Origin of the sequence: Rhizobium sp. NFR07, from assembly GCF_900111905.1 — a bacterium.
In the GTDB taxonomy this organism is placed as follows: Bacteria; Pseudomonadota; Alphaproteobacteria; order Rhizobiales; family Rhizobiaceae; genus Neorhizobium.
Genome location: NZ_FOKM01000004.1, coordinates 296,850 through 312,468, shown reverse-complemented (window position 1 = coordinate 312,468; position 15,619 = coordinate 296,850). Strand labels below are relative to the sequence as shown.

The 15,619-nt window shown below is 63.0% G+C and carries 11 protein-coding genes; 2 read left to right on the top strand and 9 right to left on the bottom strand.

Translation table 11 applies throughout. The features are described 5' to 3' along the window. Window positions 1–17: 17 nt before the first annotated feature. From BM216_RS11125 to BM216_RS11105, 5 genes are all read right to left on the bottom strand, one after another. A complete protein-coding gene (locus tag BM216_RS11125; protein ID WP_092999046.1) occupies window positions 18–2,144 on the bottom strand; it encodes a hybrid sensor histidine kinase/response regulator in 2,127 nt (708 codons plus the stop codon). Window positions 2,145–2,895: 751 nt separating this feature from the next. Then, a complete protein-coding gene (locus tag BM216_RS11120; RefSeq protein ID WP_092999044.1) occupies window positions 2,896–3,975 on the bottom strand; it encodes an enoyl-CoA hydratase/isomerase family protein in 1,080 nt (359 codons plus the stop codon). Between the two features lie 339 nt (window positions 3,976–4,314). Further along, window positions 4,315–7,494, bottom strand: coding sequence for an efflux RND transporter permease subunit (locus BM216_RS11115; RefSeq protein ID WP_092999042.1), 3,180 nt, complete (start codon window positions 7,492–7,494; stop codon window positions 4,315–4,317). Between the two features lie 27 nt (window positions 7,495–7,521). Beyond that, the gene (locus tag BM216_RS11110; protein WP_092999040.1) at window positions 7,522–8,676 is read right to left on the bottom strand and encodes an efflux RND transporter periplasmic adaptor subunit; all 1,155 of its coding nucleotides are present in this window, start codon (window positions 8,674–8,676) and stop codon (window positions 7,522–7,524) included. An 81-nt stretch (window positions 8,677–8,757) separates the two neighbouring features. Further along, entirely contained in the window at window positions 8,758–9,357 is a 600-nt protein-coding gene (locus BM216_RS11105) for a TetR/AcrR family transcriptional regulator (RefSeq protein ID WP_092999038.1), read from the bottom strand. Window positions 9,358–9,544: 187 nt separating this feature from the next. On the opposite strand from BM216_RS11105, the gene BM216_RS11100 reads away from it, so the two are divergent. Next, a complete protein-coding gene (locus tag BM216_RS11100; RefSeq protein ID WP_092999036.1) occupies window positions 9,545–11,494 on the top strand; it encodes a hybrid sensor histidine kinase/response regulator in 1,950 nt (649 codons plus the stop codon). A gap of 94 nt (window positions 11,495–11,588) precedes the next feature. Further along, the gene (locus tag BM216_RS11095) at window positions 11,589–11,882 is read left to right on the top strand and encodes a BON domain-containing protein (RefSeq protein ID WP_092999034.1); all 294 of its coding nucleotides are present in this window, start codon (window positions 11,589–11,591) and stop codon (window positions 11,880–11,882) included. A gap of 30 nt (window positions 11,883–11,912) precedes the next feature. Here the strand turns inward: BM216_RS11095 and BM216_RS11090 are convergent, their stop codons facing one another. The 4 genes from BM216_RS11090 to BM216_RS11075 form a co-directional block, all read right to left on the bottom strand. Next, a complete protein-coding gene (locus BM216_RS11090; protein WP_143102764.1) occupies window positions 11,913–12,098 on the bottom strand; it encodes a hypothetical protein in 186 nt (61 codons plus the stop codon). Beyond that, complete coding sequence (locus BM216_RS11085; protein WP_092999030.1) at window positions 12,095–12,322, bottom strand: hypothetical protein; 228 nt, start codon at window positions 12,320–12,322, stop codon at window positions 12,095–12,097. Before BM216_RS11085 ends, BM216_RS11090 begins: the two co-directional genes overlap by 4 nt. A 105-nt stretch (window positions 12,323–12,427) precedes the next feature. Continuing rightward, window positions 12,428–13,009 (bottom strand): hypothetical protein, encoded by a 582-nt coding sequence (locus tag BM216_RS11080; RefSeq protein WP_092999028.1) that lies wholly within the window; start codon window positions 13,007–13,009, stop codon window positions 12,428–12,430. Window positions 13,010–13,264: 255 nt separating this feature from the next. Further along, the gene (locus BM216_RS11075; protein ID WP_092999026.1) at window positions 13,265–15,607 is read right to left on the bottom strand and encodes a glucose/quinate/shikimate family membrane-bound PQQ-dependent dehydrogenase; all 2,343 of its coding nucleotides are present in this window, start codon (window positions 15,605–15,607) and stop codon (window positions 13,265–13,267) included. Window positions 15,608–15,619: the final 12 nt, after the last annotated feature.

Here is a 15,619-nt window from a genome sequence, read left to right as displayed (position 1 = left end):
ATCCGCTGCGCTGACGGCTATTCCGACTGCAGATCCTTCACCCTGCGGGCAAAGGCGTCGCTGAGGAAGGGCTTGGTCATCACATGCATGCCATGCTCCAGGTGCCCGTGGTTCAGCACGGCGTTCTCGGCATAGCCGGTGACAAACAGCACCCTGAAATCAGGCCTGTTGGCGCGCACGGCATCGGCGAGCTGCCGTCCGTTCATGCCGCCCGGAAGTCCGACATCCGTGACCAGAAGGTCGATCGGCTGGCCGGAGCTCATGATTTTCAGCGCCGTTGGACCATCTCCGGCCTCGAGCACGTGGTAGCCGAGTTCCTCGAGGATCTCGACCGCCACCATCCTGACCAGCGGCTCGTCATCGACGACGAGAATGGTCTCGTGGTCGGCCGAGCGCGGGGCGTTCGCCGTCTCGGCTATCTCGTCGTCCGCTCCCTCCTCGCCAATATGGCGCGGCAGGTAGATGCAGATCATCGTGCCCTTGTCGACTTCGGAATAGATGCGCGCCGTGCCGCCCGACTGGCCGGCAAAGCCATGGACCATGGAAAGCCCGAGCCCGGTGCCCTGCCCGATCGGCTTGGTTGTGTAGAAGGGATCGAAGGCCCGGTCGACGATCTCGGGCGACATGCCCGTGCCCGTATCGCTGACGCAGAGTGACACATATTGCCCGGGCGTCAGACCCCTTTCGCGCGCAGTTCTCTCGTCGAACCAGCGGTTTGCCGTCTCGACGGTCAGCTTGCCGCCGTCGGGCATGGCGTCGCGCGCGTTGATGCACAGGTTGAGCAGCGCATTTTCGAGCTGCCCTACATCGACGAACGTGGTCCACAGCCCGCCCGAAAACGCGGTTTCGACCTCGATCGTCGGGCCGACGCTGCGGGTGATCAGGTCCTGCATGCCGGCGACGAGCCGGTTGAGCACCGCTGGCTTCGGATCGAGCGTCTGGCGGCGGGAGAAGGCGAGCAACCGCTGGGTCAGGCCCGCGGCCCGTTTGGCGGCTCCCTGTGCTCCGGTGAGATAACGGTCGAGATCGCTGATGCGGCCCTGCGCCAGGCGCGTCTGCATCAGCTCCAGCGAGCCGGAAATGCCGGCCAGGAGGTTATTGAAGTCGTGCGCAAGACCGCCGGTCAGCTGCCCGACAGCCTCCATCTTCTGGGAGTGGCGCAACTGTTCTTCCGACTGCATCAGTTCTTCGGTGCGCTCGGCAACCTTCTGCTCCAGCGTTTCGTTGAGCGCGCGCAAAGCGGCGGCGGCACGATCGCGCTCCGCCTCGACTGTCCGTCGCGCCTCGATATCCAGCAGCACGCCGGGGAAATAGAGCGGCGTGCCATCCGGCGCGAGATCTACACGGCCGTTGGCTTCAAGCCAGTAATAATTGCCGTCCGACCGGCGGGTGCGGTACTGATGGGCGTAAGGGCCGCCGCGACGCAAGGCATCCTCTATCGCCTCGATGAGGGCCGCCTTGTCGTCGGGGTGCACGGTCCCGGTGATCGTGTCGAGGCTGAGCCCGTTACGCCCGAGCGCCGGATCGAGCCCGAATGCCTCGGCGAAGGCGTCGTCCACGGTGAAACGATTGGCGGGAATATCCCAGAACCACGTCCCGATGATCGCGCCGGCTGCAAGCGCGAGCTTGACGCGCTGGATGTTGTCGCGCGCGAGCGCCTCGCTCGCCCGAAGCGCGGCCTCGGCCTGCTTGCGGGTGGTGATGTCGCGAAACAGCACCGACACCTGCTTGAGGCTGGCGGGCTCCACGCGCGCGCTCGAAACCTCGATATGGCGGCCGATGGCGACGAATTCCTGCTCGAACCGCACCGGCTGGCCGGTTCGCAGCACCTCGCCATAGAGTTCGATCCACTTGTCGGCCGCCTCTGGCTCGATCTCGCGCAACCTCTTGCCGACGATATTGGGTATGCCGGTCTGCCGCTCGTAGCCGGAATTGGCCTCGATATGGACGTAGTCGCTCAGCGGGCCATGCGGGCCGTCGATGAATTCGATGATGCAGAAGCCTTCGTCGATCGCCTCGAAAAGCGCCCGGTAGCGCGCGTCGCTTCTGAGCAGCGCATCCTCGCCGTCACTGGCCTCGGCCTTGAGCCGAACAACCTCGGCTTCCAGATCTTCACGCGAAAACGATGTAGCATCGGAACTCAAGCAACAGTCCTTTCAACGGCCAATCGACCCCGTCCATGGGGCAGTGTGTAACATAACGCTCAAGTAAAGAAATCGGTTGCGGTGCGGAATCGATCGCGTTCCGGCTTCACCATGGGCAGGCGGCGAATAGCCGATCACGACAAATGTCTGCGGGGACGAAAACGGCGCTGCGCAAAGAAACTTCGCGCTGATTTCAGCCTCTTGGCGATCGATGCCCCGGCCGATCATCCCCGCTCCTCGCCACCGCGCGAGAATGGGTCCGTCATCGGATGGGAAACCGGGTTCGCGAACCGAGCTTCCTCGTTCATCGGGTCGCTTCTCTTTGAAAGAAGAGTGCCCGGTTTCCGGTGATGGTCGGTGCATGCGGTCTGACGGGAACTGACACGTCTCTGATGACCATATGAAACGGCCGGGGCAGGCAAACAAACCTACCTCACACTACCTTCGATACCACTGCCTGCCCCATTCCCACTTGAAACCACGCGGCATCGCCGGCGTGGGCATCGGCGCGTCCGGTGCCTGCAAGGCGAATGACGCATTCCCCCCTCTGCCCTGCCGGGCATCTCCCACAAGGGAGGAGATCACAAGCGGCACGACCACCACCATGCATCAAACGCCGGCCCGCGAAAAACTGTGACAGTGGTGTCGGCTTTGAAGCGGGGAGCAGGAGCCCAGCTGATCTCCCCCTTGTGGGGGAGATGGCCGGCAGGACAGAGGGGGGGGTGGAACACCGGGCTGGAATGTCGCCAACCTAAAGCCGATGCTCCGGAAACAGCGGCTGGTGGCCGACCGCAAAATACCGATCCAGATCCGCCTCCCGCACATCGGCCAGGATGGCCGGCTGCCATTTGGGATTGCGGTCCTTGTCGATGATCGCGGCCCGGACGCCTTCGTAGAAATCGTGTTGGCGCAGGAGCTCCGACGCCACCGTAAATTCCCGCTCCAGGCATTCGATCAGGCTGCCGCTGCCGGCACCGAGACGGAGCAGGCGAAGGGCGAGCTTGAGGCTGGTCGGTGATCGTTTGGCGATTGTCTCCCGCGTAGCCGCCGCGAAGTCTCCATCTTCTCGTTCGAGCGCGGCGATGATCTCCTCGACCCTGTCGGAACCGAAGACCCGGTCGATCACCGCCTGATGGGCAGCCAGACTGCTTTCGCCGGCAGGTGTCGCAAAGCCGTCGATCACCGCCGCCACGTCCTCATCCGAGGCCCCGGCTTCCAGTCTGCCCAGCGCGTCGACAACGTCACCCAGCTTGTCTGAAGGCACATGATAATCGGCAAAGCCGGCGAAGATCGCATCCGCCGCGCCGACGATTTCGCCGGTCAGGCCCATCCACGTTCCTGCCTCGCCCGGTGCCCTCGAGAGAAGCCAGGTCGCACCGACATCCGGCACATAGCCAATGCCCGTCTCCGGCATGGCGAGCCGCGTACGCTCGGTCACGATGCGATGTTTTCCATGCGAGGCGACGCCGACACCGCCGCCCATGACGATGCCGTCCATCAGCGCCACATAGGGCTTGGGATAGCGGGAGATCGTGTAGTTGACCGGAAATTCCTCCCGCCAGAAACGCGTCACCTCCGGGTCATTGGCCTTGCCGAGATCGTGGATGGCGCGGATATCGCCGCCGGCGCAAAGCCCGCGCTCGCCCTCCCCGGCCAGGATGACGCAGGAGATCGCCGGATCTTCCACATAGTGCTCCAGTGCCGGCTTCATCGCATGGACCATAGCAAGGTTGAGACTGTTCAGCGCCTTCGGCCGGTTGAGCCGAATGACTGCCGCCGAGCCGATACGGTCGAACAGGATCTCGTCGGTCCGCACTGCGCTGTCGTTCATGCCTCATCCTCCTCGATGCCATGTACCCGCCCACCATAGACTTCGGTTGGTCAGCGTTTCCAGAGGCAATGTGGGAAGGGCGTCGCGTCATATCCCCTCACCAACAAAATCTAAGACTTAGCCTTTGGCTAAGATCTTGATTTTGTAACCTCTCCCACAAGGGGAGAGGTAGGCGTCGAGGGGGCTTCCCCGTTATCTCTCCCCTTGTGGGAGAGAAAGCGATTTCAAGATCTTAGCTTCAGCTAAGTCTTAGAAATCGCAAGTGAGGGGATCTGTTCGGTTGATCCGTCGATAAGGGGAAACCGAGACGCCTGCCGGGAACTGGCAGGCGTCTCGGCATTATTCGGCGGCCATCGGAAGGTCTCGATGGTCGTCGAAGAGCTCGCCCTGATTGGCGGGCTGGTTTTCGTCTTCCTTCGTCTTCGGCTCGCGGCCGAAGAACAGGGCGTAGCCGGCGGGCAGGACCAGGATGGTCAGTACCGTGGCGACTAGGATACCGCCCATCATGGCATAGGCGAGCGGTCCCCAGAACAGGCCCCAGGAAATCGGGATCAGAGCCAAGACGGCGGTCATTGCGGTGAGCATGATCGGACGGAAGCGGCGGACGGCAGCACCGACGATCGCTTCCTGCCTGTGCATGCCTGCCGCGATATCCTGGTCGATCTGGTCGATGAGGATGATCGAGTTGCGGATGATGATGCCGAGCAGCGCGATGACGCCGAGGATCGCCACGAAGCCGAAGGGCGCACCGGTAATCAGCAGAGCCATGGCCGCGCCGATGATGCCGAGCGGACCGGTGGCGAGCACCAGCATCGCCTTGCCGAAATGCCTCAGCTGAACCATCAGCAGCAGCATGATGACGAGCAGCATGATCGGCGCCTTGGCGGCGATCGAGGCCTGGCTTTCCGCCGCATCCTCGGCACCGCCCTGGATCTCGATCTTGTAGCCGGCCGGCAGTGCGGCACGCAGGTCGGCGATCGAGTTGTAGAAGTTGAGCGATGCCTGGGTTGCCTCGATGCCGTCGGGCAGCGTCGCCTTGACGGTGATCGTCGGCAGGCGGTCGCGGCGCCATTCGATACCCTGTTCGAGCACCGGTTCGACGCGGGCGATCTGCGACACCGGCACGAAGCCGCCGAAATCGGTCGGCACATAGACCGACTGCACGGCAGAGAGAAGGTCGCGGGTCGCATCCGGCTCACGCACGACGATCGAGACCGTTTCCTCGCCGTCGCGGAAGTCGCTGATCGGAGCCCCGGAGGTCGCGGCCTGCAGCATCTGGCGGACCCGCTGCGACGAGACGCCGAGCGCACGGGCGCGGTCCTGGTCGATGACGAGCTTCATGCCCGGCACCGGCTCCATCCAGTCGTCGTGGATCGAACCGAACAGCGGGTTCTGGTAGTAGCGCTCCTTCACCTGGTCGGCGATGCGGCGCACTTCCCCACGATCCGGTCCGACGACGCGCATCTGCACCGGCCAGCCGGTCGGGGGGCCGAGGAACAGGCGGTCGACCTTGCCGCGCACGGTCGGGAAGTCTTCGGCGAGGATCTTGCGCAGCTTGACGATCAGCCGCTCGCGTTCTTCCAGGCCCTTGGACATGATCAGGAGCTGCGCATAGTTCGGGTTGCGGAGCTGCTGGTCGAGCGGCAGGAAGAAGCGCGGCGCGCCCTCGCCGATGAAGGTAGCGACGAAGGTCTTGTCCTGATCCGGCAGGACGCGTGCCTCCAGAGCCTTCGCCTGGCGTTCGACCTCTTCGATCGCGGTGCCTTCCGGCAGCCACATGTCGACCAGGATTTCCGGACGCGACGACTGCGGAAAGAAGCTCTGCGGGATGAACTGGAATGACCACAGGCTGCCGGCAAAGACGCCGAGCGTCGCCAGAAGCACGATCGCCTTGTGGCGCACGGACCAGGTCACGGCATGGCGCACGCCGCGATACATGCGGGTGTCATAGGCGTCATGATGGTGGCCGGTTCCGGCATGGGCACGCTGCTTCAACAGCATGTAGCCGAGCCACGGCGTGAAATAGACCGCTACGAACCACGACACGACGAGAGCGATGCCGACCACGTAGAACAGCGAGCGGACATATTCGCCCGCAGTTGAATCCGCGAAGCCGACCGGAATGAAGCCGGCGGTGGTGATCAGCGTTCCGGTCAGCATCGGGAAGGCGGTGGAGGAATAGGCGAAGCTTGCCGCGTCGAGACGGTTCAGCCCCTCCTCCAGTTTTCTTTCCATCATCTCGACGACGATCATGGCGTCGTCTACCAGCAGGCCGAGCGCGATGATCAGCGCGCCGAGCGAGATACGCTGCAGCTCGATGCCGAGGTAATACATGATGGCAAGCGTGGCCGCGAGCACCAGCGGAATGGCAATCGCGATGACGATGCCCGAGCGCCAGCCGATCGAGATCAGCGAGACGATAAGCACGATGACGAGAGCTTCCATCAGCGCCTGGGTGAACTCGCCGACCGCTTCGGTCACGACTTCGGGCTGATTGGCGATCTGCTGCACTTCGGCACCGACGGGAAGCGTCTCGGCAAAGCGCTTGTAGGTCTCCTCGACCGCGTGGCCGACATCGGTGACCTTGAAGCCGTTCGCCATCACGACGCCGAGCTGTACGCTGTCATGGCCGTTGAAGCGGAACTTGCGCTGATACGGGTCCTCGAGGCCGGCCTTGACGGTGGCGATATCGCCGAGCCTGTAGACCTGGTCGCCGGAGCGGATGCGCAGTTCGCGGATGTCTTCCGGCGTCATGACGTCGCCTTCGACCGAGATGCGCACCGAACGGTCAGCCGTCTGCACGCTGCCGGCGGGATCGACGGTGTTCTGCCCGGCGATCGCATCCTGAATATTCGGAATGGTCAGGCCGCGTTCGGCCAGCGCCTTGGAGGAGACGTCGATGAAGATCTTTTCCGGCTGGTCGCCGAGGATGACGGCCTTCTCGACACCCGGCGTTGCGATCAGCATGTCGCGGGCCTGGATGGCGAAATCCTTGAGTTCCGGATAGGTGTAGCCCTCGCCCATGATGGCGTGAAGGGTGATGTAGGTGTCGCCGAACTCGTCGTTGAAATAAGGACCGAGCAGGCCGGACGGCAGGTCCTGCCTGATGTCGCCGACCTTCTTGCGCACTTGGTAGAAGGCGTCAGCCACCTCGTCGGCGTTCGTATCGCCCTTGATCTGGATCTGCGTGATCGCGATGCCGGCGCGGGTATAGGATTTGACCCAGTCGAGATGCGGCGTTTCCTGCAGCTTGCGCTCGATCTTGTTGACGACCTGGTTCTGCATGTCCTCGACGGACGCGCCCGGCCAGACGCTCTGCACCACCATGACGCGGAAGGTGAAGTCCGGGTCTTCCTTCTGGCCCATGTTCATGATGCCGAGGGCACCCATGACGATGATGAGGCCGAACAGGAAGCGCGCGATGCTCGGATGGCCGATTGCCCAGCGAGACAGGTTGAAACTGCCCTTTTCCTTCTGCTTTTCCAGCGGATCGGCGGGCTGATGGGAGGAGGAGCTCATGGTCTCAGATCCTTTTCAGTGCCGCTATCAGGGCTGGATGGAGGCGGTGGACTGGCTGGACACGCTGCCGAAGCGCGAGGCGACCGTTTCGGGAAGCCTGACCTTCAGGCCATCCTTCATGAACTGCGTGCCGGCCGAGACGACGAGATCGCCGATCGAAACACCTTCGGAGACGCGTACGCCGTCGTCGTTATAGCCGGCGACCACGACCGGGCGGGAACTGACTTCCCCCTTGTCGCGATCGACCACCCAGACGACCGGCTTGCCGTCCTTCTGGGCGAGAGCCGCAAGCGGAAGGCCGAAGGCCGGAGCTGCATTGTCTTCACCCGCCGTGATCGTCGCGGTCGTGCCGAGCAGAACGCGCTCGTCACCCGGCAGGCTGACACGCACCGCAAAGGTGCGGGACTGGGCATCGGCGCTGCCGGCGACTTCGCGGACCTTGCCATCGAGCGCCAGATCCCGGGCCGACCAGAAGCTGGCCTTCACCGTCTTGCCGGGCTTGAAATGGGCGATATCCATTTCCGGCACCGCGATCTGCACTTCCTTTTCGCCATCGACGGCAACGGCGAGGACCGCCGAGCCGGTGCTGACCACCTGGCCGACATCGGCGCTGACGGTGGTCACGATGCCGCTCTGGGTGGCCTTCAGTTCCGTGTAGGCGACCTGGTTCTTCGCCTGCTCCAGCGCCGACTCGGCCGACTGCAGCTGCGACTGTGCCTGGTCGGCGGCAAGCTGCGCCTGTTCGAGCTGCGACTGCGGCGTGACGTTCTTCTGTGCCAGCGTCTCGGCGCGGCGAAGGGCGAGGCCGGTAATATCGACCTGCTTGCCGGCGGCGCTGAGATCCGCATCGGCCCGGCGCACGGCCAGTTCGTAATCGACCGCATCGAGCCTTGCGAGGACGGTGCCGGGCTCCACCCGATCGCCGACATCGACGAGGCGCTCGGTGATCTTGCCGGCAACGCGGAAGCCGAGATTCATCTCGGTGCGTGCCCGGACCGAGCCGGAATAGATGAAGATGCGCCCGCTATCGGGGCCTGCGACCTGCACGACCTTGACCGGCCGCACCGGATCGGGCGCCTCGACCTTCTCGTCATCCGAGCAGGCGCTGAGCGCGCCGAGCGCTGCTGCGAAAAGAATACCCTTCGAGAGGGATGCAAAACGTCCATTCACGATCGAAGACATGGTCTTCACTCCACGCGATGCGTTGATCATGGCACCCGTGAGGTGCCGGTTTGTTAAATCAGGTTGCGTTTTGTCTCGGCTTTATTTCAAAGCTCTGAGAGCGAAATCGACGAGATCGGCCGGCACCGTCTTCCGGTTCTCGATCAGGCATTCCGCGATGATCTGCGGGTGACAGAGGGTCACGATGCAGTCACAGAGGCATTCGGCGGCGAAATCGGCGTCCTGGTCGCGAAACTCGCCATTGGCAATCCCTTCGCGTACGAGACCGGCCACGATGAGCCGCAGCTTCATGATGTGGTCCTCGACGACCGACCACTGCTCCTCGATGGCGACAACCACCATCTCGTGCACCTTGTTCTCGTGCAGCAGAGTTTCCACCGTGATCTGGTGCTGCTGCAGAAAATGGTCACGTAGCCGCTCGGTGGCGCTGACCGGGCGCTTGGCGTTGACGACCGCGACATCGCGGCTGGCCGCCAGCATGCGGTTTGCCAGCGCCTTGTGGATCTCCGCCTTCGACGAAAAGAACCGGTAGATATTGGCCGGCGACATGCCGAGGTCCTTGGCGATGTCGGCAACGTTCGTCTTGGAATATCCGTAGTGCTTGAACAGGCGCTCCGCCGCATCGAGGATGCGGTCGACGTTTTCCTGCTTTACCGGATCCAATTGGCTGGCGCTGTCCACTGAAGCCTCACGATTTACGACTGACGATTTTCAATTTTCGTCAGTCGTAAATCGTGAGCATCCTCTTGTCAACCATTTCTCCGTGTTTTCATTGTTTCTAATGTGCCCGTCTGGCATGGAACAAAGGTCACGTTCGTGCATTAGATTGGGTTGTCGCTCGGGGCGGAGCGGAGGGGGCACGCATTGCATGATAAAAAGACAGGAAGTTTCGCTGCTCGATCAGGAACGCTATCGTCTTCTCGTCGACGCCATCACCGACTATGCCATCTACATGCTAGACCCATCGGGCAAGATCGCGAGCTGGAACGCTGGCGCGCAGCGCTTCAAGGGCTATGAAGCCGCCGAAATTCTCGGCGAGCATTTTTCCCGCTTCTACACCAACGAGGACCGCCTCGCCCGCATGCCTGAAAAAGCGCTTGAAACAGCCATGACCAATGGTCGTTTCGAGCATGAGGGCCTTCGCGTCCGTAAGGACGGCACGACTTTCTGGGCTCATGTGATCATCGACCCGATCTGGGATCGCACCGGGCATCTGCTCGGCTTTGCCAAGGTTACCCGCGACCTGACCGAGCGCAAGAAGGCGCAAACCGAACTGCGGCTGAGCGAGGAGAAGTTCCAGCTTCTCGTCAACGGCGTGACCGACTACGCGCTCTACATGCTGGACCCGGGCGGTCACGTGACCAACTGGAATGCCGGCGCAGCAAGGATCAAGGGCTATACGGCCGAGGATGCGATCGGCAGCCATTTCTCCCGCTTCTATACGCCGGAAGACCAGAAGAAGGGAGAGCCGGCCCGCAATCTCGACATCGCCCGGCGCGATGGCCGCGTCGAGCGCGAGGGCCTGCGCCAGCGCAAGGACGGCACGACCTTCTGGGCGCATGTGGTGATCGACGCCATCCGCGACGAGACCGGCCAGCTTCTGGGCTATGCCAAGATCACCCGCGACGTGACCGAGAAGGTGGAGGCGCAGAAGGCGCTGGCGAAAACCCGCGAGGAACTGTTCCAGGCGCAGAAGATGGAGGCGATCGGCCAGCTGACCGGCGGCATCGCCCATGACTTCAACAACCTCCTGATGGCGATCATGGGCAGCCTCGAAATGCTGCGAAAGCGCATGCCCGACGACCCGTCGCTGACACCGCTTCTGCTGAACGCCCTGCAGGGAGCCGAACGCGGCGCGGCGCTGACCCAGCGCATGCTGGCCTTCTCGCGCCGACAGGAACTCAACATGACACCGGTCGACGTTCCGGCACTGGTAGCCGGCATGATGGACTTCCTCGAGCGCTCGCTCGGCTCCTCGCTGAGGATAGAGACGGATTTTCGGGGCGAGTTGCCCAAGGTGCTGACCGATGCGGTGCAGCTGGAGACGGCGATCCTCAATCTGGTCGTCAATGCCCGCGACGCCATGCTGCAGACGCTGACGCACGGCGGTGTGATTATCATCAGTGCCAAGCGCCATGATGTTGCCGAAGACGGTGGTAAATTGCGTCAGGGCGACTATCTGCGAATATACGTACGTGATACCGGCGAGGGCATGGACCCCGAGACGGTGGCGCGTGCCGCGACGCCGTTCTTCACCACCAAGGGGATCGGCAAGGGAACAGGACTGGGGTTATCGATGGTGCAGGGACTGACGGAACAATCGGGCGGCATGCTGTCGATCGACAGCGTGAAGGGCGAAGGCACGACCATCTCGCTGTTTCTCCCGACGGTGGATGAGGAGGATTGCCCGAACGAGAAGGCCGCGTCCTCCGACACATCGCAGAAGATCGGCGACCGTCCGCTTAAGGTCCTGGCCGTCGATGACGACGCGCTGGTGCTGATGAACACGACGATGATGCTGGAGGATCTCGGCCACCAGGTGACAGAGGCCTATAGCGGCCCCGAGGCGCTGACCGCGCTGAAGGCAGCCGACAACGGCATCGACCTCGTCATCACCGACCATTCCATGCCGCGCATGACCGGTGCCGAGCTGGCAGCCGAGATCGCCCGCGAATGGCCGGGCCTGCCGGTCGTGCTCGCGACAGGCTATGCCGAACTGCCCGACGGCAGCGGCAACCACCTGCCCCGCCTGCCCAAGCCCTTCAGCCAGACGCAGCTGAGCGACATAATCTCAAGCGTGACCGGCTCGGCCGGCTGAGCCTGCGTTACCCGAACCATCTGAATCGGTGGCTCATCTGAACCATGGGCGCCGATGCGCGTTGTTCTTCTCGTTCAGACAAGGGAGAACGGACATGGTCTTCAAGCACCAGCAGTTTCACGAGACCCCACCCGAAATCGAGATCGAATTTCCCGCCCATGCAGTGCTCGAAGGCGCCGTTTCCGACGCGCTTGCCTCTGCCGGCGGGATCGAGGCGACCGACGTGGCCGTTACGGCCAGCGGCTCGACGATCACCCTGACCGGCGTGGTGGCGCGCCAGCAGGAGCTCGCGCGCGCCGAGGAAGTGGCCCGCAGCGTCGAGGGCGTGACCGAGGTGAAGAACGACATCAAGGTCACCGGGGATGATCAGATGCCGCGCGGGATCTGACGGAGACCGTGCAGGCCATCGGGCGTTTCGCTAGTCAGGATTCGGCACCGGCGGCAGATCTGCCGCATTGGGACTGAGCGGATAATCGGCGAAGAAAACCGGAAGCCCATGGTCTCGCTCCGCCCGCCCTAGCATTTCCATCAACCAGCCGGCATAGGCCCAGTCACGACCGGCGCCTTTTTCCGCGACATGCGGGAAGCGCTCAAGGAACATCATGCCGAGCTCGCGCGCCGCGCGGCCGGCCAATCGAAATACCGATCACCCGCGCCGGTTGAATAGGATGCCACGAGGGCCGGATCGCCGGCTTCACGCAAACGAAGCCCATCGGCGGCGATATTGCCGGCATGGGTAATGGAACAGCGCCAGTGGACGCCACTGGGCGCCATGCCCGAGATGAAGCGGATCCGCTGATAGCCCGCCTTGTGAAGCTCGTGCACCATGCTCAGCAGGCGCGTCGCATTGCGATAGGCAGGCTCGGACGACGGATTGAGGGAGATCGGATAGGTCAGGCGTCTCTCTCCCCAGCATCGCTTCCGCTTGAGGCGCTACAGGACAGAGCCACCGTAGATGCCCATCTCGTCAGGCTGGAAGGATGACGGCGTATCGTCATCACGCTCGTCCTTCTTCTCATCCTTTTCCTTATCTACGCCTTCCCGCTCTTCCAGCGCCTGCGTCACCCTGTCATTCGCTTCCGGATTGCGTGCGCTCGACACGACATCCATCAACGAAACACCGAGCTTGTCGAGGCCGAGCTTTTTCTCCATGGCCGCGATTTTCTGTTCGCCACCTTCATCCGCCGCTATCTTGACGAGCTCCACCCTCATCGCCGAGACGAATTGTCCTCTGGTCTCATAATCGCTTTCGTCGAAGCCGAGAGCCGTCGCCGCGCGGTCGATGAGATCGAGCTTGAGCTTGTTTATGTTCACGTTGTTCACGCTGAACATTGCTTCGGAGATCTTGGATTCGGCCTGACCTGGCTGAAGGGAGGCGCCGACCTTGCCGCCGACGCCATTCGCCACAGCGACAAGAGTGTCGGAGCGGGCTTTTTCATTTTCGGGAGAGTTTACGGAATTCGCCTGCGTCAGGATGAGCAGTGCGGCGGAATTGGTACCGGCAATAAAGGTCATCGCATATCCTCTTGCACGTCATTCCGATCCTTGATGGATGGCGCGGCAGGTGGCTAAGGCTTCATGCGATAGCGGAAGATGATTCTTGAAATCTGCTCAACCTTAAGTATGCGGATTTCTGCCGTCAAATGGTTAACGCCGCATTAAGATCGGCCTCGCCTGGCGGCCGATCGAGTTACAGCCGTAATCTTCATCGCGTTGTGAGATCGTCGCGGAGAAGGTGCTGCGGCCGGACTGCCGCAGCACCTTGTTGTTTTACCGCGGCAGCGCGTAGGCGATCACGTAATCGCCCGGCTTCGTGCCGACCGATCCGTGGCCGCCGGCAACGATGACGACGAACTGGCGGCCGTCTTCCACCGCATAGCTCATCGGCGTCGCCTGGCCGCCAGCCGGAAGGCGGGCTTCCCAGAGCTGCTTGCCGTCCGTCAGGTCGTAGGCGCGTAGGTAATCGTCGACCGCTGCACCGAGGAAGGCGACGCCGCCCTTGGTGATCATCGGACCGCCGATGCCCGGGACGCCGACCTTGAACGGCAGCGGCAGGGGCGTCATGTCGCGCACGGTACCGTTGCGATGCTTGTAGGCGATCTTGCCGGTGCGCAGGTCGACGCCGGAGACATAACCCCATGGCGGCGCCTGGCAGGGAATGTTCAGCGGACCGAGGAACGGCCCCATGAAGACGCCGTAGGGCGCGCCATCATTGCGGTTCAGCCCCTGTTCCGAACCCTTTTCGTCCTGGCCCTTCGGCGGAATGTCGGCGCGTGGAACGAGCTTGGAGGTGAAGGCGAGATAGGTCGGCATGCCGAACATCACCATCCGCTCGGGATCGACGGCGACCGAACCCCAGTTGAACGTGCCGAAATTGCCCGGATAGACGATCGTGCCGTTGAGCGACGGGGGCGTATACTGCCCTTCGTAATTCATCTCTTCGAGCCGGATGCGGCACACCATCTGGTCGAACATGGTGACGCCCCACATGTCACGGCCTTCAAGCGTGCGCGGCCGGAAGTTGAGCGCCGAGATGGGCTGGGTCGGCGAGGCGTGATCCTCGGGGATCGTGCCGCCCGGCGCCGGCTGTTCGGTGACCGGGATGATCGGTTCGCCGGTGCGCCGGTCGAGCACGTAGATATCGCCCTGCTTGGTCGGGCCGACGAGCGCCGGGACGACCGAATTGTCAGACTTGGTGATGTCGAGCAGCACCGGCTGGGCCGGTACGTCCATGTCCCAGAGATCGTGATGCACGGTCTGGCGCACCCAGCGGTCGGCCCCGGTGTTGATGTCGAGCGCGACGATGGACGACGAGTATTTCTCGACATTTTCCGACCGGCCCATGCCGAGCTGGTCGGGCACCTGGTTGCCGAGCGGCACATAGACGAGGCCGAGCGCCTCGTCGACCGACAGGACGGACCAGCTGTTGGGAGAGTTCGTCGTGTAGGTCTGGCCTTCCGGCAGCGGCTGGGTCTGGGTCGGATTGCCCGAATCCCAGTTCCAGATCAGTTCGCCGGAATTGACGTCGAAGGCGCGGATGACGCCGGACTGTTCCTCGGTCGAATAGTTGTCGTTGACGGCGCCACCGATGATGATCTTGTTGCCGACGATGACCGGCGGAGACGTGGAATAGTAGTAACCGGCCGGCTTGTGCGGCATGCCGGTTTCAAGCTGCAGCGTGCCGTTGTCGGCGAATGACGGGCACACCTGGCCGTTGGCCGCATCGAGCGCGATGAGCCGCGCATCCGAGGTCGGCAGGTAGACACGTTCGGCGCAAGGCGTGCCGGCGGCGGCCGCTTGGTCCTTGTAATAGCTGACGCCGCGGCAGGTCTGGTGCTGGCGGTCGGGGTTCATGCCGGAATTGCTGTCGTATTTCCAGACCTGCTTGCCGGTCGTGGCGTCGATGGCGATCGCCCAGTTGTGAGGCGTGCAGAGATAGAGGTTGTTGCCAACCTTCAGCGGCGTCACCTGATAGGTGGTCTCGCCGACATCGTCGGGCAGCTTGACGTCACCGGTCTGGTAGCGCCAGACTTCCTGGAGATCCGCGACATTCTCGACATTGATCTGGTCGAGCGGCGAATAGCGCTGGCCATAGGGTGTGCGGCCATACTGATGCCACTCGCCATCCGGCACATTGCCGCCGAGCGCGGGTGCCGCCGCAACCTTCTCTTCCGGCAGGTCGCCGCTCTGGTCGAGCGGGTCGAAGAACATCGAGACGACTGCAACCACGATCGACAGGGCGACGGCCGCAAGAAGCGGCTTCGCAGTCGCGCCGTAGCGGGCGCCGGTCGGGCTGATGAAGCCAAGCGGCCGGCGGATCCACGGTGTCAGCAGCCACAGGCCGATGAGGATGACCACCCCGCCCCGCGGGCCGAGCTGCCACCAGTCGAGACCCACTTCCCAGATCGCCCAGACGAGCGAGGCGATGACGATGACCGCATAGAGGTGCAGCGCCAGCGCCTTGCGCGCGAAGAGCAGCACGGCGGTAAGGAAAAAGCCGAGACCGCAGAGCAGATAATAGGCGCTGCCGCCGAGCGACAGCAGATAACCCCCGCCCAGCGCGAGCGCGATGCCCATCAGCGCGATGATGATTGCGGTAATGCGAATAGCCATGAAAAACCCCGT